Below are 20,489 nucleotides of genomic sequence, written 5' to 3'. Positions count from 1 at the left end.
ACCCGTCAACATCCGCGTTTGGGTGGTCGGGGTGGTTGAGCCGTGCTCAAGGTGGTGCAGGGCCTCGACTTTGTGCGCCCATCAACCGCGTTTGGTCCGCCGGGATGGTTGAGCCGTGCCCAAGGTGGTGCAGGGCCTCGACTTTGTGCACCTATCAACCACGTTTGGTCCGCCGGAATGGTTGAGCCGTGCCCAAGGTCCCCAGCCCCCGCAGCCGGGCGCGACCTCAGCCACAGCAGCCGAGCGGAGCGAGGCTAGGGGGTGCGGGTGGCGAAGCCCCCGCCGCGAGCGGAGCGAGCCATGAAATGGCGAGAGCGACCAAGTCTGCGCTCTCCGCAGACACAGGTCGCCCTCGATCGAGCGGGTGACGAGAATCGAACTCGCGTAGTCAGTTTGGAAGACTGGGGCTCTACCATTGAGCTACACCCGCGTTGTGCCCGCTTGCTGGGCACGACCGACATGATTCCACATCACCTCGTCCGGGCTCAAACCGGATACGGGGTGGGGGTGGTGGCGCGAGCACTGGTCCGGGTCGACTAGACTTACGCGGTCACTGCGGGGCGTAGCGTAGTGGCTAGCGCGCCTGCTTTGGGAGCAGGAGACCGCAGGTTCGAGTCCTGTCGCCCCGACTAATCCATGCAGCACCGTGGAAACCCCCTGCAGCACCGCTGCGGTGCGGGCTGTCCGCCGCACCGGCAAAGTCATCAGATCAAGGAGAACCGCCACCGTGAAGAGCACCGTCGAGTCCTTGAGCCCGACCAAGGTCAAGCTCATCGTCGAGGTGCCGTTCGAGGAGCTCAAGCCGAGCCTCGACGCGGCGTACCAGAGCATTGCCCAGCAGATCCAGGTGCCTGGTTTCCGCAAGGGCAAGATCCCGCCGCAGGTGATCGACCAGCGGGTCGGCCGTGGTCCGGTGCTCGAAGAGGCCATCAACGACGCGCTGCCGAAGCTGTACTCGCAGGCGGTCCAGGACAACCAGGTGAAGGCCATCGGCCGCCCTGAGGTGGACGTCACCGAGTTCAACGACAAGGAGAGCCTGCAGTTCTCCGCCGAGGTCGAGGTGCGCCCGGAGATCACGCTGCCGGACCTGGAGGGTCTGGAGGCCGAGGTCGAGGACATCGCGATCGCCGACACCGAGGTGGACGAGCAGATCGAGGCGCTGCGGCAGCGCTTCGGCTCGCTGAACCCGGTCGAGCGCGCGGTGGCGGACAAGGACTACATCACCATCGACCTGTCGGCCAGCAAGGACGGCGAGAAGGTCGAGGAGGCGCAGGCCACCGGCCTGTCCTACCAGGTCGGCAGCGGTCAGCTGCTGGACGGCCTGGACGAGGCGGTCACCGGGCTGAGCGCGGGCGAGAGCAAGACCTTCGTCACGCAGTTGGTCGGTGGCTCGCTCAAGGGTGACGACGTCGACGTGACGGTGACCGTCACGGCGGTCAAGGAGCAGGAGCTCCCGGCCTTCGACGACGACTTCGCGCAGACCGCGTCCGAGTTCGACACCGCCGACGAGCTGAAGGCCGATGTCGAGGCCCGGCTGGAGCGCGGCAAGCGGCTCGAGCAGGCCGGCGAGGCCCGCGACGCCGTCCTCGAGAAGATCCTGACCCTGGTCGACGTGCCGGTCCCCGACGGTCTGCTGACCGACGAGCTGGCCGCCCGCAAGGAGAACCTGGAGCAGCAGCTCGGGTACTCCGGGATGTCGTTCGAGCAGTTCCTGGAGGGCGAGGAGCAGACCCAGGAAGAGTTCGACGAGGACCTGAAGAAGCGCTCCGAGGACGCCATCAAGGCGCAGTTCGTGCTGGACCTGGTCGCCGAGCAGCAGGAGCTGAGCGTCAACGACCAGGAGCTCACCGAGCACATCGTCCGGCACGCGCAGCGTTCCGGCGTCAGCCCGGACCAGTTCGCCCAGCACGCGGTCGAGAACAACCTGGTCCCGAGCCTGGTCTCCGAGGTCGTCCGCGGCAAGGCGCTGGCCCACCTGGTCGAGCACGCCGTCGTCAAGGACGCCTCCGGCAATACGGTCGAGCTGAAGACCCTGCAGCCCGACGGCACCTACGCCGACCCTGAGGCCGCCGAGGCTGAGGCCCCGGTCGAGGAGCCTGCCAAGGCCTGAGAACGACCTGTACGGCGCGCAGCCCGGACCCCGCAGGGGGTTCGGGCTGCTGCTTTTCCGCCTGTGGCGGTGCGCCGTGAGCGAACACCTGTGGCCCAGCCTTAGGTCTGTCGCTCCCGCCCAGTAATGTCGGCTTCGTGAACGAGACATTTGCAGCCAGCCCCACCGCCGCGGGCGGTAACGGATCCGGCGGACACGACGACGACATCTATCGAGAGTTGCGGAAGAACCGGATCATCTTCCTGGGGTCCGAGGTTCGCGACGACAACGCGAACGCGATCTGCGCGCAGATGCTTTTGCTGAACGCCCAGGATCCGAACGCGGACATCTGGCTGTACATCAACTCGCCGGGTGGCTCGGTGGACTCCGGCATGGCGATCTACGACACCATGCAGTGGATCTCCAACGACGTCGCCACGGTGGGGATGGGCCTGGCCGCCTCGATGGGCCAGTTCCTGCTCTGCGCGGGCGCGAAGAACAAGCGCTACGCACTGCCGCACGCCCGGATCATGATGCACCAGCCCTCCGGCGGTATGGGGGGTACGGCGTCCGACATCAAGATCCAGGCCGAGCAGTCGCTGCACCTGAAGGCACTGCTGTTCAAGCTGATCGCCGAGCACACCGGCCAGCCGCTCGAGCAGGTCGAGAGCGACGCGGACCGCGACCGCTGGTTCACCGCGGACAAGGCCAAGGAGTACGGCTTCATCGACCACGTGGTCACCAGCGCGGCCCAGCTCAGTTCCGGCAGCCCGAACTCCTGATCGCTCCCACCGGTAAGACTAAGGACGCAAACATGAACTACTTCATCCCGCAGTGGGAGGAGCGCACGTCGTACGGCATGCGCCGCATCGACCCCTATACGAAGCTGTTCGAGGACCGGATCATCTTCCTCGGTACGCCGATCACCGACGAGATCGCGAACGCGGTGATGGCGCAGCTGCTCTGCCTGCAGTCGATGGACTCCGACCGCGACATCAGCATCTACATCAACTCGCCCGGTGGTTCGTTCACGGCGCTGACCGCGATCTACGACACCGTGCGCTACATCAAGCCGGACGTCCAGACCGTGTGCCTGGGTCAGGCCGCCTCGGCCGCCGCCGTGCTGCTGGCTGCCGGCACGCCCGGTAAGCGGCTGGCGCTCCCGAACAGCCGGATCATCATTCACCAGCCGGCCACCGAGGGCACCTACGGGCAGTCCAGCGACATCGAGATCCAGGCGAACGAGATCCTCCGCCTGCGCGCGCTGCTGGAGAAGATGCTCGCCGACGCCAGCGGCAAGTCGCACGAAGAGGTCTCCCGCGACATCGAGCGGGACAAGTTCCTGACCGCCGAGCAGGCGATCGAGTACGGCCTGATCGACGACGTCCTGCAGACGCTCAAGCCGGTTCCGGCCGGAGTCTGATCACGAAACGGTGGGCCCCCGACGGGGCCCACCGTTTTCCCTGCCGCGTTCGCCACCGGCGTAGACACAACCGGGTACAGAGCGCAGCGTTTCGGCTCCTGACGGGGTACCGTCAAATTGGTTCGACTGCTCAGAGAAGGGATCTGTCCCGGTGGCACGCATAGGTGACGGCGGCGACCTGCTCAAATGCTCGTTCTGCGGTAAGAGCCAGAAGCAGGTCAAGAAGCTCATCGCCGGTCCCGGCGTTTACATCTGCGACGAGTGCATCGATCTCTGCAACGAGATCATCGAGGAAGAGCTGAACGAGGGCTCCGAGGTCGGTCTCACCGAGCTCCCGAAGCCGCGGGAGATCTACGACTTCCTCAATGCCTACGTCGTCGGACAGGACGTGGCGAAGAAGGCGCTCGCGGTGGCGGTGTACAACCACTACAAGCGGGTCCGCGACGGTCAGGGCTCCTCGAGCGCCGGCCGGCACGCGAAGGACGAGGCCGTCGAGCTGGCCAAGTCGAACATCCTGCTGATCGGCCCGACCGGCTGCGGCAAGACCTACCTCGCGCAGACCCTGGCCCGGATGCTGAACGTCCCGTTCGCGATCGCGGACGCGACGGCGCTGACCGAGGCCGGGTACGTCGGCGAGGACGTCGAGAACATCCTGCTGAAGCTGATCCAGGCGGCCGACTACGACGTCAAGAAGGCCGAGACCGGGATCATCTACATCGACGAGGTCGACAAGATCGCCCGCAAGAGCGAGAACCCGTCGATCACCCGCGATGTCTCCGGCGAGGGTGTCCAGCAGGCGCTGCTGAAGATCCTGGAGGGGACCACGGCCAGCGTGCCGCCGCAGGGCGGCCGCAAGCACCCGCACCAGGAGTTCATCCAGATCGACACCACCAACGTGCTGTTCATCGTCGGCGGCGCGTTCGCCGGCCTGGACCACATGGTGGAGCAGCGGGTCGGCAAGAAGACGCTCGGCTTCAACGCCTCCCGCGAGGTGGAGAAGCCGCGCGAGGTCGGTGGGTACGCCGATGTGATGCCGGAGGACCTGCTGAAGTTCGGGCTGATCCCCGAGTTCATCGGTCGTCTCCCGGTGATCACCACGGTCTCCCCGCTGGACCGTGACGCGCTGATCAAGATCCTCTCGGAGCCGAAGAACGCGCTGGTCAAGCAGTACCGGCGGCTGTTCGAGATCGACAACGTCGAGCTGGAGTTCACCGACGACGCGGTCGACGCGATCGCGGACCAGGCGCTGCTGCGCGGCACCGGCGCCCGTGGTCTGCGCGCGATCATGGAAGAGGTGCTCCTCAACGTGATGTACGAGGTGCCCAGCCGTGAGGACGTCGCGAAGGTCGTCGTCAACCGCGGTGTCGTGCTGGAGAACGTGAACCCCACGTTGATCCCGCGCGACCAGGTCGAGCGCAAGCGCGAGCGGCGCGACAAGACCGCCTGAGCAACACCACTCTCGCGAGGGAGGCCGGGTCCGCCGTACGGCGGGTGCCCGGCCTCCTTCTCGTGGTGGACGCGAGCCGAGTACGGCGTTGCCTACGGTCGGTCGCATGAGGCAACGAAGAATCGTTCGAAGTGTGACCGTCACCGCGACCGCACTCGCGCTGGTCGTGCCCGTCACCGCATCCGCGGCCGCGCCACCGGCCGCCGTACCGAAGATCAAGTGGGGGACCTGTGGCCCCGCGCCGGAGCTGAAGCCGTTCCAGTGCGCATCTGTCGAGGTACCCACTGACTACGACCGTCCGAACGGTCCGACCACCACGATCGCCCTGACCCGGTTGCCCGCCAGTGACCCGGCCCAGAAGATCGGCACGCTGTTCACGAACCCTGGCGGCCCGGGTGGGCCGGGGGTGCCGTTCATCCAGCAGATTGGCCAGTCGGCGTACTCGCCGGAGCTGCGGGCGCGGTTCGACATCCTCGGCTTCGACCCGCGCGGGGTCGGCCAGTCGGATCCCGTGACCTGCTACCCGACGGCGGCCGAGGAGGCGGCTGCGCTGGCGAGCCTGAAGGCGTTCCCGGTGACCGCCAAGGAGGAGCGCCAGTACATCGTCGACGCGGCCAAGCTCGCGGCCCAGTGCCGCAGCGTATCGCCGGACCGGCTCCAGCACTACTCCACCGCGAACGTGGCCCGGGACATGGACCTGCTTCGGAAGGCTGTCGGCGACAAGAAGCTGAACTACATCGGCTATTCGTACGGCACCTACCTCGGCGCCACCTACGCCAAGCTGTTCCCGAACAACGTCCGCGCGCTCGTCATGGACGGCACGCTGCTGCCCTCGTGGTACTCGGGTAGCGACGGCGAGCGTCAGCCAGTGGGTGCGCGGCTGCGTCAGGGGGAGGGCGCGTCGGACACGTATCAGCAGTTCCTGCTGGAGTGTAAGAAGGCTGCCGCTGCTTGCGCGCTGAACGCGGTCGGCGATCCGAAGACGGTCGTCGAGAGCACGCTCGAGCGGGTGAAGACCAAGCCGATCGTCGTCACCCAGCCAGACGGTACGACGGTGACGATCGACTACCCGGCCGTCGTCGCCTTCATGTTCGAGCACCTCTACTCGTCCTACGCCTTCCCGGACCTGGCCACGACGCTCGCCGAGCTGGCGACGATCCCGACCGCCCGGGCCAAGGCCGCGCCCGCGGTCCTCGAGTGGAACCGTCGCAAGGAGGACTACGCGTCGATCGGCAATGCCCTGCAGCCGTGTATCGAGGCCAAGCAGACCGGCCGGCCGCTGTCCTACCCGGCGTACGCCGATGCTGCCGACCAGCGGGCACCGCACTTCGGCCGGTACCGCGCGTGGATCGGGATCCAGTGCGAGTTCCTCGGGCTGAAGGACACCGACGCCTTCCTCGGCCCGTGGCAGAACAAGGTCAAGGAGCCGGTCCTGGTGTTCGGCACGCGGCATGATCCGGCCACGCCGTACCAGGCGACCCGTCCGTTTGCGAACCTGTGGCCGGACGCACGGATGGTCACGATCGAGGGCTGGGGGCACGCCACCAGCCTCGGCGGGAGCAAGTGTGCGGACCAGATGCTCACCAAGTACCTGACCACGCTGGCGGCGCCGGCTGACAACTCGACCTGTCAGCAGGACCGCAAGCCGTTCGACCCGCTGCCGGCCGGTAAATCGGTGACGAGTTTGATTCGGTGACCGGCAACTAGTGACAGCCGGGAGTGCGACCAGGCAGACTGGGAGCGCTTCCGGTTCTGTCTTGCCCGCCCCTTTCGCCCCGAAGGAGCAGTACATGCGTTGGATTGCCCGCGGCCTGGTCACGGCTGCCCTTGCCCTTGGCGTCGTCGTTCCTGGCAGCCCTTCCATAGCGAGCACGGCCACGGCCAGTGCGGCCACCGAGCTGATCACGAACGGCTCCTTCACCACCGGTACGGCGAACTGGTGGGGATCCGGTAATACCCCGATCAGCCCGGATGCCGGGCAGCTGAAGGCCGTCGTACCGGGTGCAACCACGAACCCGTGGGACGCCATGCTCGGCCAGAAGGTCCCGGCCTTGACCGTTCACCAAGGGCACAAGTACATCTTGGCCTTCGATGCCCGGGCCTCGGCCGCCCGGACATTGCGGACGACGGTCCAGCTCAACGTCGATCCCTTCACGCCCTCGCTGAACAAGGCGTTCACCGTCGGTACGACGAAGCGGCGGATCGCCATGGCCTTCACCGGAGCGCAGGAGACCACCCAGGCCGAGCTCACCTTTCAGCTCGGTGGACAGGCCGGCGGCGGGTTCACGTTCTGGCTGGACAACGTCTCGCTGATCGACGTGACCGGCACGCCGCCCGGGAACCCGGTCCAGCTGACCAGCGGCTTCTACGTCGACCCGAACTCGAACCCGTTGGTCTGGGTCGGGAAGAACCCGGGCGACAACGCGAACACCATCAACAACGCGATCGCGAGTAAGCCGATGTCGCGCTGGTTCGGTGGCTGGAACACGAATCTTGCCGACGACATCAACAACTACGTCGGTCCGGCGGACGCGGCCGACAAGCTGCCGGTGCTGGTCGCGTACAACGTCCCCGGCCGGGACGCGTGTGGTGGTCACTCCGGTGGCGGCGCGGCCGGCGAAGCGGCGTACCAGGAATGGATCCAGACGTTCGCGGCCGCGATCGGGACCCGCCCGGCCCTGGTGGTGCTGGAGCCGGACTCGATCGGTGACTTCCAGTGCATCACCGACGTGAAGGAGAAGGAGGCGCGGATCCGGATGCTCGCCTTTGCCCTGCAGGCGTTCAAGGACTTCGCTCCCAATACCTGGACCTATGCCGACGCGACCAACAAGGGCTGGGGTTCCGGTATCGGCACCGGCGAGCTCGCGTCGCGTCTGACCAGCATCGGCGTCGCGAACGCGCACGGTCTGGCCGTGAACGTCTCGAACTACTACCGCACAGCCGAGACGATCACTTTCATGAACGAGCTCAACAGCCACTTGTCGACACCGAAGCCGTTCGTCATCGACACCAGCCGCAACGCCAACGGTTCGGCCGGTGGCGCGAACTGGTGCAACCCGGCAGGCCGCAAGCTCGGCTCGGTCGCACAGCAAGGCGGCGGCGCCGAAATGCTCCTCTGGGTGAAGGTTCCCGGTGACTCCGACGGTCCGTGTGGGGAGTCCGGCGAGCAGGCCGGCAGCTTCGATCCGCAGCTGGCCCTACAGCTGATCAACAACCCGCAGACCTAACGCGACGGTGTGAGGTCGTCGGGCCGCAGCGTGGCGACGAGTTCGCCACGACTGCGGACGCCGACCTTGGCGAACGCCGCCTTCAGGTGGTCCTGGATGGTGTGCGGTGAGATCGACAGCCGGCCGGCGATCTCGGCCGTGCTGTGCCCGGAGATCACCTCGAGGCAGATCTCGCGTTCGCGCGTGGTCAGCCCGTACGCCGCCAGCAGCATGCCGACCAGGTGCTGACCCGAGGCCGGCTCGATGGTGACGACGACCTCGGACTGGTCGTCGTCACTGATCAATCGGCTGCCCTGCATCAGTACCCAGCCACCTGAGGTCGTTTGCACGCGAGCCTGGAAGGTGCCGTTCGCCGCGGCTCGCGTCCCGGTCACGACGGCCTGCAGCAGTACGGCGAACCGTCCGGGCGCGATCTGGTCGAGTTCGTCCTGCCAGGTCTGGGCCGCCGCGGTGACGGCGCGCGGTTCGCCGGTCGGGCCGGTGACGATGATCGACGGACCGACACCGCCGCGGTACCCGTGCGCGTCGGTGCGGACCGCTACCCGGGTGGCCGCGCCGATCGCCGGTGCGATCGCGGTCAGGAACTCCAGCTCCCGATCGGTGAAGTCGGTGCCGGCCCGGACGAACCCGGCCGCGCCCCAACAGTCGCCGTCGACGGCGAACGTCGTACGGACCTCGTGGTCGAGCCCGAGCGGCCTCCAGACGTCGTTCAGCCGGCGGTGTCTGATCACCTCGCGATGTGGCAGATCGGACAGCCTGGCTACCGGTTGAGCCCGCCGGGCCAGTTCGGCGAACGAGTTCGGGACGTCGCCGGCGTACTCGGTCTGCGCCAGCACCGGCTCGTACTCCCCTGCGATGCGGTTCCGGCCGCTGGTCATCGAGCTGAGCACGAGCGTGCCCGGATCGAGGGTGGCCCAGCAGGTGAAGTCGCTGGCCACGATCGGGTCGACCACTTCGATCGCGGCGGCGTGCAGCGCCTCGACACCCAGCCCGGACGTCGCCAGCGCCGCGATGTCCCGGCGCGCGCACCGGGCCCGTCCCTCCCACATGCGCTCAGTATGCGCCGCGGCCGGCAGGCCGACTATCCCCGAATTGTGGGGATTCGGGCCGCGGCGCTGAGCCTCGTCGAGCGGGATGGTTGCGGGCGAACCTGGTTCCTACCGTCGCCGGTATGACGATTCATCTGAGTGCAGCAGGATCCGGGCAGGAGTACGTCGCGCCGGACGCGACTGTGACCGTGAAGATCGGGGCCGAGCACACCGCGGCCGAGTACGAACTGTTCGAGATCGATGCGCCCCGCGGTCCGGCCGCGCCGGCGCACACCGAGCCGTGGAGCAAGGCGTACTACGTGCTGCAGGGGCGGATCCTGGTCCAGGCGGGGGACCAGGGCCACGACCTCGGTCCGGGCGCCTCGATCAGCATCCCGGCCGGCACGGTCAACACCTTCTCGGTGCTGACCCCGGCCGCGAAGTTCCTCGCCTTCGCCCGAACCGGCGGGATGGGCGCGTTCTTCGCGGAGCTCACGAGCGCCGACCAGACCGACTACACCGCGATCGGCGCGATCGCCGCGCAGCACGGCGTCGAATTGGTCCAGGCATGAGTACGGCGGCGCAGGTGGTGGCCGTGGTCATCGCGGTCGTGCTGGCCGTTGTCTGGGTCATGGAGTCGTTCCTGTACCGGCATCCCCGGCTGTACCCGTTGTTCCTGACCAAGCCCGCGGACCTCGATGCCGTCCGGCTGTGGACCGTCAACCTCGGCTTCTACAACCTGACCACCGCCATAGCACTTCTGGCCGGTGTTGTCCTTGTACGCAACGGACATCTCGACGGTGGGCACGCGCTGATCGTGTTCACCGCGGCCCAGCACCTGTTCCTCTCAGGCGTACTGCTCGTGGTCGAACGGAGGCTCTGGCTGAACACTTTGATGGAGGGGATTCCCGCGCTGGTGCTGCTCATCTTGTCGATCTGAGCAGAACCAGACCAAAAGGTAGGAAAGTTACGGGAATTACGCAAAGATGGCCAGCGCACCACGCATGCTCAAAGGTTTCCCGGATGTCAGCGTCCACGTCACCCGTCCGGGAGACCCCCGCCCTGAGTACCCGTGAAGGTGAGGCCTCATGAGCCCAATCAGTCGCAGAACCCTTGTCCTCGGTGGACTCGCCGCGGCCGGCGTCAGCGCACTCCCGGCCCGTTCGGCCGTGATCGCGGCCACCGCGGCAGTCCCGTATCCGTTCCAGCTCGGCATCGCTTCGGGTGATCCTGACGCGAGCAGTGTGGTCCTCTGGACCCGGCTGGCGCCTTCCCCGCTCAACGCCGACGGTCTGGGCGGGATGGGGACCGCCGACGTGACCGTTGACTGGCAGGTGTCCACCACGGACACCTTTGCCACGCTCGTCGCCTCCGGCTCCGTGGCTGCGAAGTCCGCCGCTGCTCACTCGGTGCATGTCGTCGCAGGTGGGCTCAACCCAGACTTCGACTACTACTACCGGTTCCGCGCGCAGGGCCACCTCTCACCGGTCGGCCGCACCCGGACTGCTCCGGCACTCGGCACCAACGGCCGGGATCTCGTGATGGCGTTCGCCTCCTGCTCGCACTACGAGGAGGGCTACTTCACCGCGTACCGCCGGATGGCCGAGGACAACCCCGGGCTGATCCTGCACCTGGGTGACTACATCTATGAGTACGGCGCCACAACCGGGCGGCCGCGGTTGCACGCCGGTACGGCGGAGATCGTGTCGCTGGCGGACTACCGTCGCCGGTACGCGCAGTACAAGACTGACCCGGACCTGCAGGCTGCTCACGCGGTGGCGCCGTGGATCGTCGTACCGGATGACCACGAGGTCGAGAACAACCGGGCGGGGAACATCCGGGAGAACAACACGCCCGCGCTCACGGCGGCTCAGTGGACTGCCCGGCAGGCAGCGGCGTACCAGGCGTACTACGAGAACATGCCGCTGCGTCCGGCACAGGTGAACGGCGGCGCTGCGATCCAGCTGTACCGGCGTCTGCAGTGGGGGAGCCTGGCGTCGTTCCACATGCTCGACACCCGGCAGTACCGCAACGACCAGGCCTGCGGGGATGGCTGGAAGGACTGCTCGGATGCGGACCTCGCATCGCGCAGTCTGCCGGGCAACGCCCAGGAGACCTGGCTGTTGAACGGTCTGAACCAGCACCCGGCCACCTGGGACATCATCGGGCAGCAGGTGTTCTTCGCTCGCCGGTTCAACTCCACCGGCGCCAGCATGGACTCGTGGGACGGCTACCGCGCCTCGCGGGCCCGGATCCAGCAGGGCTGGGTGGACCGCGGTACGCGCAACGCCGTCGTACTGACCGGTGACGTGCACCGTGCGTGGGCCAGTGACCTCAAGGCTGACTACAACAACGCCAACTCGGCCACCATCGGCAGTGAGCTCGTCTGTACGTCGATCACGTCCAGTGGTGACGGCGACGGCGCCACAGCGATCCCCGATGTCGGGACGAACCCCTGGCTGAAGTTCTTCAACAACAGGCGCGGCTATGTCCGTACGACGATCAGTCCGACGGAGCTGCGGGCCGACTTCCGCGCGGTGGCGAAGGTGTCGGAGCACGGCGCCGCTGCGACGACAGCGAAGTCGTTCGTCATCCAAGAGGGTCAGCCCGGATTGCAGGCGGTGTGACGATGCTCAAGCGAACTTTGGCCATTGCGAGCGTTGCCGTCACTGCTGTTGGGCTGCTGGCTCCGACGGCGTCCGCCCATGTTGCGACACCTACCTGGGTTACTGCGAACAGCACCTCCACCGGCGACCAGGACGCGCCCTCGGTCGCGATCAACCGGAACGGGTACGTCGCTGTGGTGTGGGAGGACGATCGCGATACGGACAACGCGACCGACCCCGTGCACAGTGACATCTGGCTGCGGTTGTTCCACAACGGGACCGCTGTCTACGAGAAGAAGCTGTCGGCCGGTGGGGACTCCGGTGTGACCAACTGGCGGCACCTGCACCCGGACGTCGGGCTGGACGACAACGGCAACGCGGTAGTGGTCTGGCAGGACGACCCGGATGGCAACGGCTACTACAACATCCCCTACCGGGTGGTGAACACCGCCGGTACCGTCACGGCCTCCGGTAACGCCAACAGCAGCGCCACTGGCCAGCAGATCAACCCACGCGTGTCTGTGGATCCAGATGGTGCACCCTCCGGTGGAGCGGTCGCATTCACTGCTGTGTGGGAAGACATCCAGACCGGTACGCCGGCCACGGTGAAGGCGGCCGGGTACACCGGACCGACGACTCGGGCGTGGGAGGTCACGGCCTCGCAGACGACCGGCCAGCATCACATCCCCGACGTGGCGGTCTCCGCCTCAGGTGACGCGGTGGTCGTGTGGGACGAGGACGGTGACGCCAACGCGTCGTACAACGTCGGTCTGGTTCGTCTCGCCCGCACAAACGGCGCGGTGAACCTCACGCGTCGCGTCGCGAACTCCAACACCGGCGGAGAGCAGACGCACGCAACGGTCGACGCCAACTTCAACGGTGACTTCGCCGTCGCCTGGGAGTCCAACCACACCGGTACGGCGGGAGCCTGGACCCGCACGTTCGACGCCAGCGGCACCGCCCGCTTCGCCGACGTACAGGTCGCGGCCGGCGGCAAGGCGCCCTCGGTCGGCATCGACGACCTCAAGCAGACAGTCGTCGGCTGGACGGCCCAAGCCACCGACGCCGACGTCTGGGTCCGCGGCTTCGACGCAGCCGGCACCGACACCGGCCGCCTCTCCGCCCAGCAGCTGAGCTCCGCCACCGCCGGCCGCCAAGAACAAATGACCGTAGCGGTGTCGCCCTACGCCGAGGTTGCCGTCGCCTACACCGACGACAACGACGGCAACACCTACGACCAGGTAGTCCTAGGCCTGGAAATCTCCAACAACAGCTGGTGAATCAGGCGGCTTCGTCCTCCTCTGCGAGAGTGCCGGGGAGGGCGGGGCCGCGGGGTGGGATGGTGTCGGCGGTGGCGGGGTCGATCTTGGTGAGGGAGCCGTCGGCGGCGGAACGGGCGATGGCGAGCATGGAGGCGAGCGCGTCGGAGATCTGGCTTTGGTCGCGACCGGGGATGGCGCTCAGTTCGATCAGGACGCTGCCGCTGCCGAGCAGGCCGTAGCCGTTGCGGGCGATGCCTTCGTAGTCGCCGCCGGGGTACTGCGACACGTTGCCGCCGGCGCCGTTGATCGAGCGCTGCACCAGAACCGCGATCTGCTTGGCGAAGTTCACGTCCGCGGGCTTCACGGCCGCGTTGGTCGGCCACAGGGTGGAAGCGGTGATTTCGTTGCCGGCGGCATCCTTGTAGCGGCCCTGCATGTGGTAGTCGACCATGATGTCCGGCTGGAACGCGGCGTACCGGCGCTGGATCAGGCCGGCCTCGGTCGCCGGGTTGTCCTCCGGAGCGACGGCGGGGTCGTGGTACCGGTTGATGTCGTATCCCTTACCCGCTTCGCCGTACTCGGGCTTGGCAGTCGGGTCGTAGTTGTAGCGCCAGTCGCGTTCGAACCCGTCCGGGTTCGCCCGCACCACGATGTCGACGGTCACCCGCGACAGCAGTTTGCGCTGCCATGCGCTGTTCCCGACGCCGACTGTGCGCAGGAACTCCAGCGCGGCCGGGGTTCCGAGCGGTTCGTCGCCGTGCTGCTGGGTGATGTACTGGATCTTGAGCTTGCCGTGGCCGACCCGTGCGGCCCAGACCGGCCGGTTCTCGTTGCTTCGGCCGATCGGGGTCACGCGGATCTTGCCGTGGCTGACCACGGCGAGTTTGTGCAGCTCGACAGCGAGCTTCGCCGTCGACGGGCGTGGATCGATAGGTGCAGCCGAAACGGCTTGGGCAGTCGGCGTGACGAGCAGCCCGACAGTGGCGAGGGCGGACAGGAGGGCGATGCGGGGCTTGATCCTCATGCTCGCCGAGTATCGACGGCGCTACGCACCGCTACAAGCCTTTCGGTACGCCGGACCGCCTGCCGGAACGCGTTAGGTTTGCCTGGTGAGTGACTTTCGACTGGCGAGCCTTGATGATGCCGAGCAGATCGGCTTCCTCCATGCAGACAGTTGGCGCCTGCACTACCGCGGGGCCTTCGCCGATTCCTTCCTCGACGGCGATATCGAGACCGAGCGCCGTACGACGTGGGCCGAGCGGCTCGCCGTACCGGGTCACACCGAGACGATCCTGGCCGAGGACGATGGGCGGCTCGTGGGGTTCGTGCACGTGATGCTCGACGCGGATCCGCGATGGGGGAGCCTGGTCGACAACCTGCACGTGCGGAACGCGCAGCGTGGATCCGGGATCGGTGGCCGCTTGCTGCGGTACGCGGCGGAGGCCGTCGTACGGCGGGCAGCGAGCAACGCGATGTACTTATGGGTGCTCGAGCAGAACACCGCAGCACGAGGCTTCTACCGCGCCAACGGAGGCGAGACCGTGGAGATCGCGCCGGTAGCGCCGCCCGGTGGCGATCCGAGCCGGCTCAACGGGAGCCCGGCCGGTCTGCGGATCGCCTGGCCGGATGTCGCCGTACTGGCTTAGGCGACTGCGTCGTACCGGTACGGCGGGTCCCGGCGTACCGGGGTTGGATTGTCCGATCAGGCTCGGTTGCACGCCTTCGGAGACGAGCAGTCCGGCGGTCGCGCGCTGGGCGTAGTAGGTCGCCATCGCGGGTGTCGCGAGGCCGCCGGCCGCGGCGCGGACCCGGGTCATCGGAGCCATCACCACGCGGTTGGGAAGTGCTATCGGGCCGAGCTGGTGATTGTCGAAGAGGGAAGTCATACGGGTACGCTAAAAGCTCACATCCATGTGAGAAGCAAAGAATCGCGGTCCAGGTCACAGCAGAGGTTTCGATGCGCATCGGCGAACTGTCGGCGCGGACGAGCGAGCAGACGTCGGATGCCGCCGCCGACCGGATGATCCAGGAACGTGACCGGCTCTCGAACCATATCGACGAGCTGCTCCGGACCCGCGACACCCTCGACGGGCTGATCGCCACCAACCGCGCCCACCGCGCGACGCTCTGAGCGCGGTTCTTTCACCCGCAGTTGCTAGGCTCGACAGGTTGGCACCGACCTGGAAGTGAGACGTACCTCAAAATGCTCGACCGCGCGGTCATCGATGGCCTGTTCCCTGCCGATCTCCCCGAGCCGGAGTACTGGGAGGAGAAGTACCCGCAGCGTGAGCTCGCCGAGGGTGCGAAGGTGACGCGGCTCGGCCCGTCGCCGACCGGATTCATCCACATCGGCGGGATCTACGCCGGGATGATCGACCGCGACGTCTCGACGAACACCGGCGGTGTCTACCTGGTCCGCATCGAGGACACCGACCAGTCACGGGAGGTCGAGGGCGCGCTGGAGCAGTTCGCGCGCGGGTTCGACTACTTCCACATCTCCTCCGACGAGGACGTCACCAAGGGCGCCTACGGGCCGTACATGCAGTCGCAGCGTGAGCAGATCTACCTCACCTACGTGCGGCACCTGCTCCGCCAGGGCAAGGCCTACCTGTGCTTCGCCACCAAGGAGGAGCTGGCCGACATCACCGGACGCCAGCAGGCCAACAAGGTTCCGACCGGGTACTACGGCAAGTGGGCGATCTGGCGCGACGCCGCCGCCTCCGACGTGGCCGCCAAGCTTGCCGAGGGGACGCCGTACGTCGTGCGTTTCCGCGCACCGGATGACGCGGATGGTGCGCGGGCCCGGTTCACCGACGCGATCCGCGGTGAGCTCGAGCACGAGGCGAACCGCAACGACGCCGTGATCCTGAAGGCGTCCGACCAGTCGCCGCGGCTCCCGACGTACCACTTCGCGCACGCTGTCGACGATCACCTGATGCGCGTGAACCTGGTGATCCGCGGCGACGAGTGGATCTCCTCCGTACCGCTGCACCAGCAGCTGTTCGCGGCACTGGAGTTCGAGCCGATCCAGTACGCGCACATCGCGCCGCTGATGAAGCAGATCCCCGGCGGCAAGCGGAAGCTGTCCAAGCGCAAGGACCCCGAGGCCGGCGTCGACTTCTACATCGGTGCAGGCTTCCCGGCCGACGCGGTCCTCTACTACCTGCGTGGTCTCGCGAACGGCCGGCTGGCCGAGGTTCCCCTGGCCGAGGCGCTCGCCGCGCCGCTCCAGCTCGACCAGTGCGGTGTCGCCGGTCCGCTCGTCGACCTCGTGAAGCTCGAGGACATCAGCGCCGACCACATCGCCACGCTGAGCGGTCAGCAGATCCTCGACGCGGTCCGCGTCTGGGCTCTCGAGTACGACGCGGAGCTCGTCCCCGTGCTGGACGCTGAGCCCGAGCTTGCCCTGCGTGCACTCGCGGTTGAGCGCGACGGCGTCGAGAACCCGCGCAAGGACCTCCGCAAGTGGTCCGACTTCCGCTCCGCCTACGCGTTCTTCTTCCCCTCGCTGTTCGAGCTCGTCACCGGACCGACCGACGAGCGCATCGCCGCCCTCGGCGTTGAGCCCGAGGTCGTCACCGCGTTCGCCCAGGACCTGGTCGCCACCTACGAGCACCGCGACGACGCGTCGGAGTGGTTCAACCAGATCCGCGACCTCGCCGCCAAGCACGGCTTCGCCGCCAACGCCAAGGAATACAAGAAGGACCCGGACGCCTACCCCGGCTCCATCCGCGAGGCCTCGCAGCTCGTCCGTGTCGCCATCACCGGTGCCACCAAGAGCCCCGACCTGCACGCCACCACCCAGGCCCTGGGCAAGGACGAAACCCTCCGCCGCCTGAACGCCCTCGCCGCTTCCTAACCCCTAACGTCCGAAGACTCGCGGGCGCTCGTCAGCGAGTCTTCGGACGTTAGCTATTTAGTGGTGGGGATGTAGACGACTGCGTCGCCGACGTACCGTTCCGCGCCGTTCGTCCCGCTCGGGTGGTTGATCAGTGTGCCGTCCGTGCGCGCCATCGTGGTCGATCCGCCGCCGTCGAGGTTGACCGACTCGACCATCCCGAGCGCCTGCGCGACCGCGCCGGTCTCGGCCAGCGTCGTACCGACGCTTGTGGTCTGCCGGCCGTCGATCGTCGCGAGCAGGAGCTTCCCGTCGGCCGTCGTACCGGCGATCGTTCGCGGGTTGCGGGCGAAGAAGCTGCTGGAACCAGGCGGTACGACGACCGCGCCGCCCTGGGTGAGGCGGTAGCGCCCGACGACGCCGTACAGGCCGCTGTGCAAAGTGATCGGCGTGCCCTGGTCGTTGGTGAGTGTGTGGTTGCGGTCGACGCATCCGCCGGCCGCGGTCAGGGCCAGCAATGCGTTGGTGTCCTTGCCGGTGGCCTGCAGCGCGAACTGGCTGACCGTGATCGAACTGCCGCGCGTGGTCGACGTCCGGACCACGCAACCCAGGCGGTCGAAGACGATCTCGATCCCATGCCCTGAAGGGGTTTTGGTGGCGAAGTGCGGCGTGAAGAGGACGACGTCGCCCGCCGCGGTGCAGGTGGTCTGATCGACGAGATCCGCGCAGGCGGCCGGTACCACCGGCGGGTGGTTGATGAACTCGAGCGGCAGTGTCGCGGCGGTGTCGCGGTTCCGGATCTGGCCCGTCCAGCGCACCTTCTGCACGGTCATTTGGTTGCTGTTGGCATCGATCAGCAGGTTCATCTCGGTCGGGCTGGTGGTCGGTTCGCTGATCAGTTGGCCGTTGGAGATGCCCAGCCCGACCGGATCGCCCGGGTAGGCCGGGTTCGTGTCGAAGGTGAAGAACGACGCGTTGGTCCCGACGACCGCACCGGCGCTCTTCACCAGCGCCGACGTCTTCTCAGTGCGCGCCAGGTCCGGCCCGTACGTCGTCTGGACCCGCCCGGACGCGAGTGCGGGGTCGATGGTCACCACGTTGATGATCCACGGGCCGCGCGTGGTCGTCGGGATCTCGTCGGGGTCGGCGGGATCGAGGCCGCGGGTGATCCTGGTGAGCGTGACGCCGGGCGCGAGGTCTCCCGTCGTCCGCATCTCGATCAGATCGGCATCGCCGAGTGGCAAGCCCCCGTCGGCTCGCGGCGCGGATGGTTTCGGGTCGGCGGACTTGCCGGGAGTGTTGCGGTAGCCCGATGAGGCCGGGTCGGAGGTGTAGCCGGAGGAGCCCGGATCGCCGTTGGTCGCCGCACTGGCTGGGATCCCGATGACGGTGAGCAGGGCCGCGACGGCGAGCCCTCGCGTGAGATGAGCGGACATGAGCATCCTTCCCCCAGGGCGGAATCTTTCCGCGACGATGCGCTGAGCTGTCAGCATTTACCAGCGTAAGGGCCCGGGGCAGTGCGGTGAAGTGTCCGGAGAGTGGTTGCCCGAAGGTGCGGAGACGGCTTTATCGATACGATCCGGGGGTTGCCGAGCCGTTGAGGAGTTGACCGCGGGTGTCCGCCGTCGTGGGTGCGTTTGTCGCGCTGGTGGCGGTCGCAGTGCTCGGATACCTCGTCGGCCTGGCGGGTGTCCTGCGGTCCGAGGACGAGCTTGTGCTGTCCCGGCTGGCGTTCTTCGTGGCGACCCCGGCGCTGTTGTTCACCACGGTCGCGCGGGCGGACCTGCACTCGATCTTCTCGGTCGTGCTGGTGACGAACCTGGCCAGCCTGGTCGTCGTCCAGGTGATCTTCCTACTCGTGGCCGTGCTGCTCTGGCGGCGCTCGCGGTCCGAGGCCACGGTCGGTGTGCTCGCGTCGTCGTATGTGAACGCGGGCAACCTCGGCGTACCGATCGCCGCGTACGTGCTGGGGAACGGCGCGCTGGTCGCACCGATCGTGCTGTTCCAGCTGCTGGTGTTCGCGCCGGTGGCGTTCGCGATTCTGGATGGCGATCGGCAGGGGAGTGGGCGGCGGGTGCAGCTGCGGTCGCTGCTGACGCGGCCGCTGCGGAATCCGTTGACGGTGGCGTCATTGCTCGGGTTGGTGGCTGCCGCCTTCGACGTACCGCTGCCGACGGTGATGATGCGGCCGATCGACCTGCTGGCCGCGGCCGCGGTACCGGTCGCGTTGATCGCCTATGGGCTCAGCCTGAGTGCGGGGGCGAAGGACTCGATCAGCGTGCAGCGGGACGTCGTACTGGCTGTGGTTCTGAAGACGGTCGCGCAACCACTGATCGCGTACGCCGTCGCCCGCTGGGTGCTTGATCTGCACGGGACCGCGCTGCTCGCGCCCACGCTTCTTGCCGCGCTGCCAACTGCGCAGAACGTCTACGTGTACGCCGTGCACTACCGAACGTCGCGCACCCTCGCCCGAAGCGCAGTGTTGCTCAGCACCCTCATCTCGATCCCGCTGATGACCGCAATCGCCGGCCTCCTCGCCTAAGCCCTTGCGTCCGAAGGACTGCAGTGCGTGGTCGGCGTGTTCTCGGACGTTGTGAAGGGGGGAGGCGCTACTTCATTGCGTGGAAGGCTTCGACGGCGACCGGAGCCACCTGGTCGACGGTGATGCCCTCGTTGGCCGACTGGGCGATGACGGTGAGGGTGTTGGAACCGCGGTAGCACTGGGTGGGCAGGTTGCCGGTGGTCTCCACGCAGGTCGCCTGACCGATCTTCTTCACCTTGTCCGGCGCGGCACCCGAGTCCGCCACCGTCTTCGCGATGTCCACCTTCCCGCGCAACGCGATCACCACGAACAACCGGTCCCCGTCGAGGTTCCCGTACGCCTCGACCGTCGCCTGCTTCCCGTTGTTGATCCGGCTCAGCGCCTGCTTGGTCTGGTCGAGCTGCAACTGCCCGCGAATGTCCGGATCCGTGATCCGGTCAAGTCCCGCCAACTTCGCGGGCGGCGTGATCCCACGATTCGTGTTGAGCCGGTTCAGCGGACCCAGGCCCCACACATACCCCAGCAACGCCAGCACCAGCAGCACGACAACCGCGCCCGCCACCGTCACAAACGGCCCCCGCCGCCAAAACCGAACCTTCTTCTCCCCGTCCACGGTGTGCGCTGTCGCGCCCCCGGGCGTCTCAACCACCATCGTTCCAGGCGGCAGTGACTCGTCGACGACGATCGTCACCGCCGGCCCGCCGGGCTTGTCCTTTCCTTGGTCACCGGCGTCCTTGCCCTTGTCGTCGGCGCTCGCCGGCGGCTTCTCGTCGCCGTCCGCAGCCTTGTCCGCCGCACTCGTGTTCTCGGTTGCTGCCGGTTTCTCGCTAGCCGGCTCCTTCGGCGGGGTGGTTGCCGGTACGGCGGGCGCGGGCGCGGGGGGAGCGGTCTCCGCACCGGACTCCGGGGACGCCGTCGGCTTGGCGGGGTCGCTCGGGGTGGTGGGATCGCTCATGAGGGCTCCTTGATGCTGACACGGGGTCGAGGCCGATGGTTCCACACCGGACAACCTCGTTCCGCAGCGTAG

General features: G+C 67.4%; 18 protein-coding genes, 2 tRNA genes and 1 pseudogene. 15 read left to right on the top strand and 6 right to left on the bottom strand.

Annotated elements, in window-relative coordinates:
• Positions 1-359 precede the first annotated feature (359 nt).
• A tRNA-Gly gene (locus ACFVWG_RS09915) sits at positions 360-430 on the bottom strand.
• Positions 431-556: 126 nt separating this feature from the next.
• Here ACFVWG_RS09915 and ACFVWG_RS09910 point away from each other — a divergent pair.
• The 7 genes from ACFVWG_RS09910 to ACFVWG_RS09880 all read left to right on the top strand — a co-directional run bounded on the left by ACFVWG_RS09910 (position 557) and on the right by ACFVWG_RS09880 (position 8,186).
• A tRNA-Pro gene (locus ACFVWG_RS09910) sits at positions 557-629 on the top strand.
• Positions 630-727: 98 nt separating this feature from the next.
• A complete protein-coding gene (gene tig, locus ACFVWG_RS09905; protein ID WP_391542811.1) occupies positions 728-2,110 on the top strand; it encodes a trigger factor in 1,383 nt (460 codons plus the stop codon).
• Between the two features lie 137 nt (positions 2,111-2,247).
• Entirely contained in the window at positions 2,248-2,871 is a 624-nt protein-coding gene (locus tag ACFVWG_RS09900; RefSeq protein WP_391542810.1) for a ClpP family protease, read from the top strand.
• Positions 2,871-3,512: an ATP-dependent Clp protease proteolytic subunit gene (locus ACFVWG_RS09895; protein WP_391543263.1), complete on the top strand. Its 642-nt coding sequence runs from the start codon at positions 2,871-2,873 to the stop codon at positions 3,510-3,512. The genes ACFVWG_RS09900 and ACFVWG_RS09895 overlap by 1 nt, the downstream gene beginning before the upstream one ends.
• Before the next feature lie 151 nt (positions 3,513-3,663).
• Complete coding sequence (clpX, locus tag ACFVWG_RS09890; RefSeq protein WP_391542809.1) at positions 3,664-4,959, top strand: ATP-dependent Clp protease ATP-binding subunit ClpX; 1,296 nt, start codon at positions 3,664-3,666, stop codon at positions 4,957-4,959.
• A gap of 106 nt (positions 4,960-5,065) precedes the next feature.
• Positions 5,066-6,655 (top strand): alpha/beta hydrolase, encoded by a 1,590-nt coding sequence (locus ACFVWG_RS09885; protein WP_391542808.1) that lies wholly within the window; start codon positions 5,066-5,068, stop codon positions 6,653-6,655.
• A 94-nt stretch (positions 6,656-6,749) separates the two neighbouring features.
• Entirely contained in the window at positions 6,750-8,186 is a 1,437-nt protein-coding gene (locus ACFVWG_RS09880) for a glycoside hydrolase family 6 protein (protein WP_391542807.1), read from the top strand.
• On the opposite strand, the gene ACFVWG_RS09875 is transcribed toward ACFVWG_RS09880, so the two are convergent.
• Complete coding sequence (locus tag ACFVWG_RS09875; RefSeq protein ID WP_391542806.1) at positions 8,183-9,235, bottom strand: LuxR C-terminal-related transcriptional regulator; 1,053 nt, start codon at positions 9,233-9,235, stop codon at positions 8,183-8,185. The genes ACFVWG_RS09880 and ACFVWG_RS09875 overlap by 4 nt on opposite strands.
• A gap of 122 nt (positions 9,236-9,357) precedes the next feature.
• On the opposite strand from ACFVWG_RS09875, the gene ACFVWG_RS09870 reads away from it, so the two are divergent.
• The 4 genes from ACFVWG_RS09870 to ACFVWG_RS09855 all read left to right on the top strand — a co-directional run bounded on the left by ACFVWG_RS09870 (position 9,358) and on the right by ACFVWG_RS09855 (position 13,100).
• Entirely contained in the window at positions 9,358-9,786 is a 429-nt protein-coding gene (locus tag ACFVWG_RS09870) for a cupin domain-containing protein (RefSeq protein ID WP_391542805.1), read from the top strand.
• Positions 9,783-10,154 (top strand): DUF1304 family protein, encoded by a 372-nt coding sequence (locus ACFVWG_RS09865; protein ID WP_391542804.1) that lies wholly within the window; start codon positions 9,783-9,785, stop codon positions 10,152-10,154. Before ACFVWG_RS09870 ends, ACFVWG_RS09865 begins: the two co-directional genes overlap by 4 nt.
• Positions 10,155-10,302: 148 nt before the next feature.
• On the top strand, positions 10,303-11,841 hold the full coding sequence (locus ACFVWG_RS09860; protein WP_391542803.1) for an alkaline phosphatase D family protein: 1,539 nt from the start codon (positions 10,303-10,305) through the stop codon (positions 11,839-11,841).
• 2 nt (positions 11,842-11,843) lie between these two features.
• Positions 11,844-13,100, top strand: a complete 1,257-nt coding sequence (locus ACFVWG_RS09855) for a hypothetical protein (protein WP_391542802.1) — start codon at positions 11,844-11,846, stop codon at positions 13,098-13,100.
• Between the two features lies 1 nt (position 13,101).
• On the opposite strand, the gene ACFVWG_RS09850 is transcribed toward ACFVWG_RS09855, so the two are convergent.
• Entirely contained in the window at positions 13,102-14,106 is a 1,005-nt protein-coding gene (locus ACFVWG_RS09850) for a M14 family zinc carboxypeptidase (protein WP_391542801.1), read from the bottom strand.
• Positions 14,107-14,191: 85 nt separating this feature from the next.
• On the opposite strand from ACFVWG_RS09850, the gene ACFVWG_RS09845 reads away from it, so the two are divergent.
• A complete protein-coding gene (locus tag ACFVWG_RS09845) occupies positions 14,192-14,728 on the top strand; it encodes a GNAT family N-acetyltransferase (RefSeq protein ID WP_391542800.1) in 537 nt (178 codons plus the stop codon).
• A 42-nt stretch (positions 14,729-14,770) separates the two neighbouring features.
• Here ACFVWG_RS09845 and ACFVWG_RS09840 read toward each other — a convergent pair.
• Positions 14,771-14,968: pseudogene (locus tag ACFVWG_RS09840) on the bottom strand (alkene reductase); the annotation flags it as partial.
• A 71-nt stretch (positions 14,969-15,039) separates the two neighbouring features.
• Here ACFVWG_RS09840 and ACFVWG_RS09835 point away from each other — a divergent pair.
• Together ACFVWG_RS09835 and ACFVWG_RS09830 are read left to right on the top strand one after the other, a co-directional pair.
• Positions 15,040-15,213, top strand: a complete 174-nt coding sequence (locus tag ACFVWG_RS09835; protein ID WP_391542799.1) for a hypothetical protein — start codon at positions 15,040-15,042, stop codon at positions 15,211-15,213.
• 72 nt (positions 15,214-15,285) lie between these two features.
• Positions 15,286-16,941, top strand: coding sequence for a glutamate--tRNA ligase (locus ACFVWG_RS09830; RefSeq protein WP_391542798.1), 1,656 nt, complete (start codon positions 15,286-15,288; stop codon positions 16,939-16,941).
• 53 nt (positions 16,942-16,994) lie between these two features.
• Here the strand turns inward: ACFVWG_RS09830 and ACFVWG_RS09825 are convergent, their stop codons facing one another.
• Positions 16,995-18,356: a phosphodiester glycosidase family protein gene (locus ACFVWG_RS09825; protein ID WP_391542797.1), complete on the bottom strand. Its 1,362-nt coding sequence runs from the start codon at positions 18,354-18,356 to the stop codon at positions 16,995-16,997.
• Positions 18,357-18,535: 179 nt separating this feature from the next.
• Between ACFVWG_RS09825 and ACFVWG_RS09820 the strand changes: the two genes are divergently transcribed.
• Positions 18,536-19,462, top strand: a complete 927-nt coding sequence (locus ACFVWG_RS09820; protein ID WP_391542796.1) for an AEC family transporter — start codon at positions 18,536-18,538, stop codon at positions 19,460-19,462.
• Positions 19,463-19,529: 67 nt separating this feature from the next.
• Here the strand turns inward: ACFVWG_RS09820 and ACFVWG_RS09815 are convergent, their stop codons facing one another.
• Positions 19,530-20,417 carry a hypothetical protein gene (locus ACFVWG_RS09815; protein WP_391542795.1) on the bottom strand — a complete coding sequence of 296 codons (888 nt, stop codon included), beginning with the start codon at positions 20,415-20,417 and terminating at the stop codon, positions 19,530-19,532.
• Positions 20,418-20,489: the final 72 nt, after the last annotated feature.

The sequence above is a fragment of the Kribbella sp. NPDC058245 genome (assembly GCF_042882005.1).
In the GTDB taxonomy this organism is placed as follows: domain Bacteria; phylum Actinomycetota; class Actinomycetes; order Propionibacteriales; family Kribbellaceae; genus Kribbella.
Note: the sequence above shows the minus strand (reverse complement) of the source record. Positions and strands in the feature narration are given on the sequence as shown.

What these genes read in the sequence shown, in the direction of transcription:
- ACFVWG_RS09850 (WP_391542801.1), bottom strand. Translation starts at nt 14,106, where the DNA reads ATGAGGATCAAGCCCCGCATCGCCCTCCTGTCCGCCCTCGCCACTGTC.
- ACFVWG_RS09870 (WP_391542805.1), top strand. Translation starts at nt 9,358, where the DNA reads ATGACGATTCATCTGAGTGCAGCAGGATCCGGGCAGGAGTACGTCGCG.
- ACFVWG_RS09865 (WP_391542804.1), top strand. Translation starts at nt 9,783, where the DNA reads ATGAGTACGGCGGCGCAGGTGGTGGCCGTGGTCATCGCGGTCGTGCTG.
- ACFVWG_RS09875 (WP_391542806.1), bottom strand. Translation starts at nt 9,235, where the DNA reads ATGTGGGAGGGACGGGCCCGGTGCGCGCGCCGGGACATCGCGGCGCTG.
- ACFVWG_RS09880 (WP_391542807.1), top strand. Translation starts at nt 6,750, where the DNA reads ATGCGTTGGATTGCCCGCGGCCTGGTCACGGCTGCCCTTGCCCTTGGC.
- ACFVWG_RS09885 (WP_391542808.1), top strand. Translation starts at nt 5,066, where the DNA reads ATGAGGCAACGAAGAATCGTTCGAAGTGTGACCGTCACCGCGACCGCA.
- ACFVWG_RS09860 (WP_391542803.1), top strand. Translation starts at nt 10,303, where the DNA reads ATGAGCCCAATCAGTCGCAGAACCCTTGTCCTCGGTGGACTCGCCGCG.
- ACFVWG_RS09830 (WP_391542798.1), top strand. Translation starts at nt 15,286, where the DNA reads ATGCTCGACCGCGCGGTCATCGATGGCCTGTTCCCTGCCGATCTCCCC.
- ACFVWG_RS09835 (WP_391542799.1), top strand. Translation starts at nt 15,040, where the DNA reads ATGCGCATCGGCGAACTGTCGGCGCGGACGAGCGAGCAGACGTCGGAT.
- ACFVWG_RS09855 (WP_391542802.1), top strand. Translation starts at nt 11,844, where the DNA reads ATGCTCAAGCGAACTTTGGCCATTGCGAGCGTTGCCGTCACTGCTGTT.
- ACFVWG_RS09825 (WP_391542797.1), bottom strand. Translation starts at nt 18,356, where the DNA reads ATGTCCGCTCATCTCACGCGAGGGCTCGCCGTCGCGGCCCTGCTCACC.
- ACFVWG_RS09815 (WP_391542795.1), bottom strand. Translation starts at nt 20,417, where the DNA reads ATGAGCGATCCCACCACCCCGAGCGACCCCGCCAAGCCGACGGCGTCC.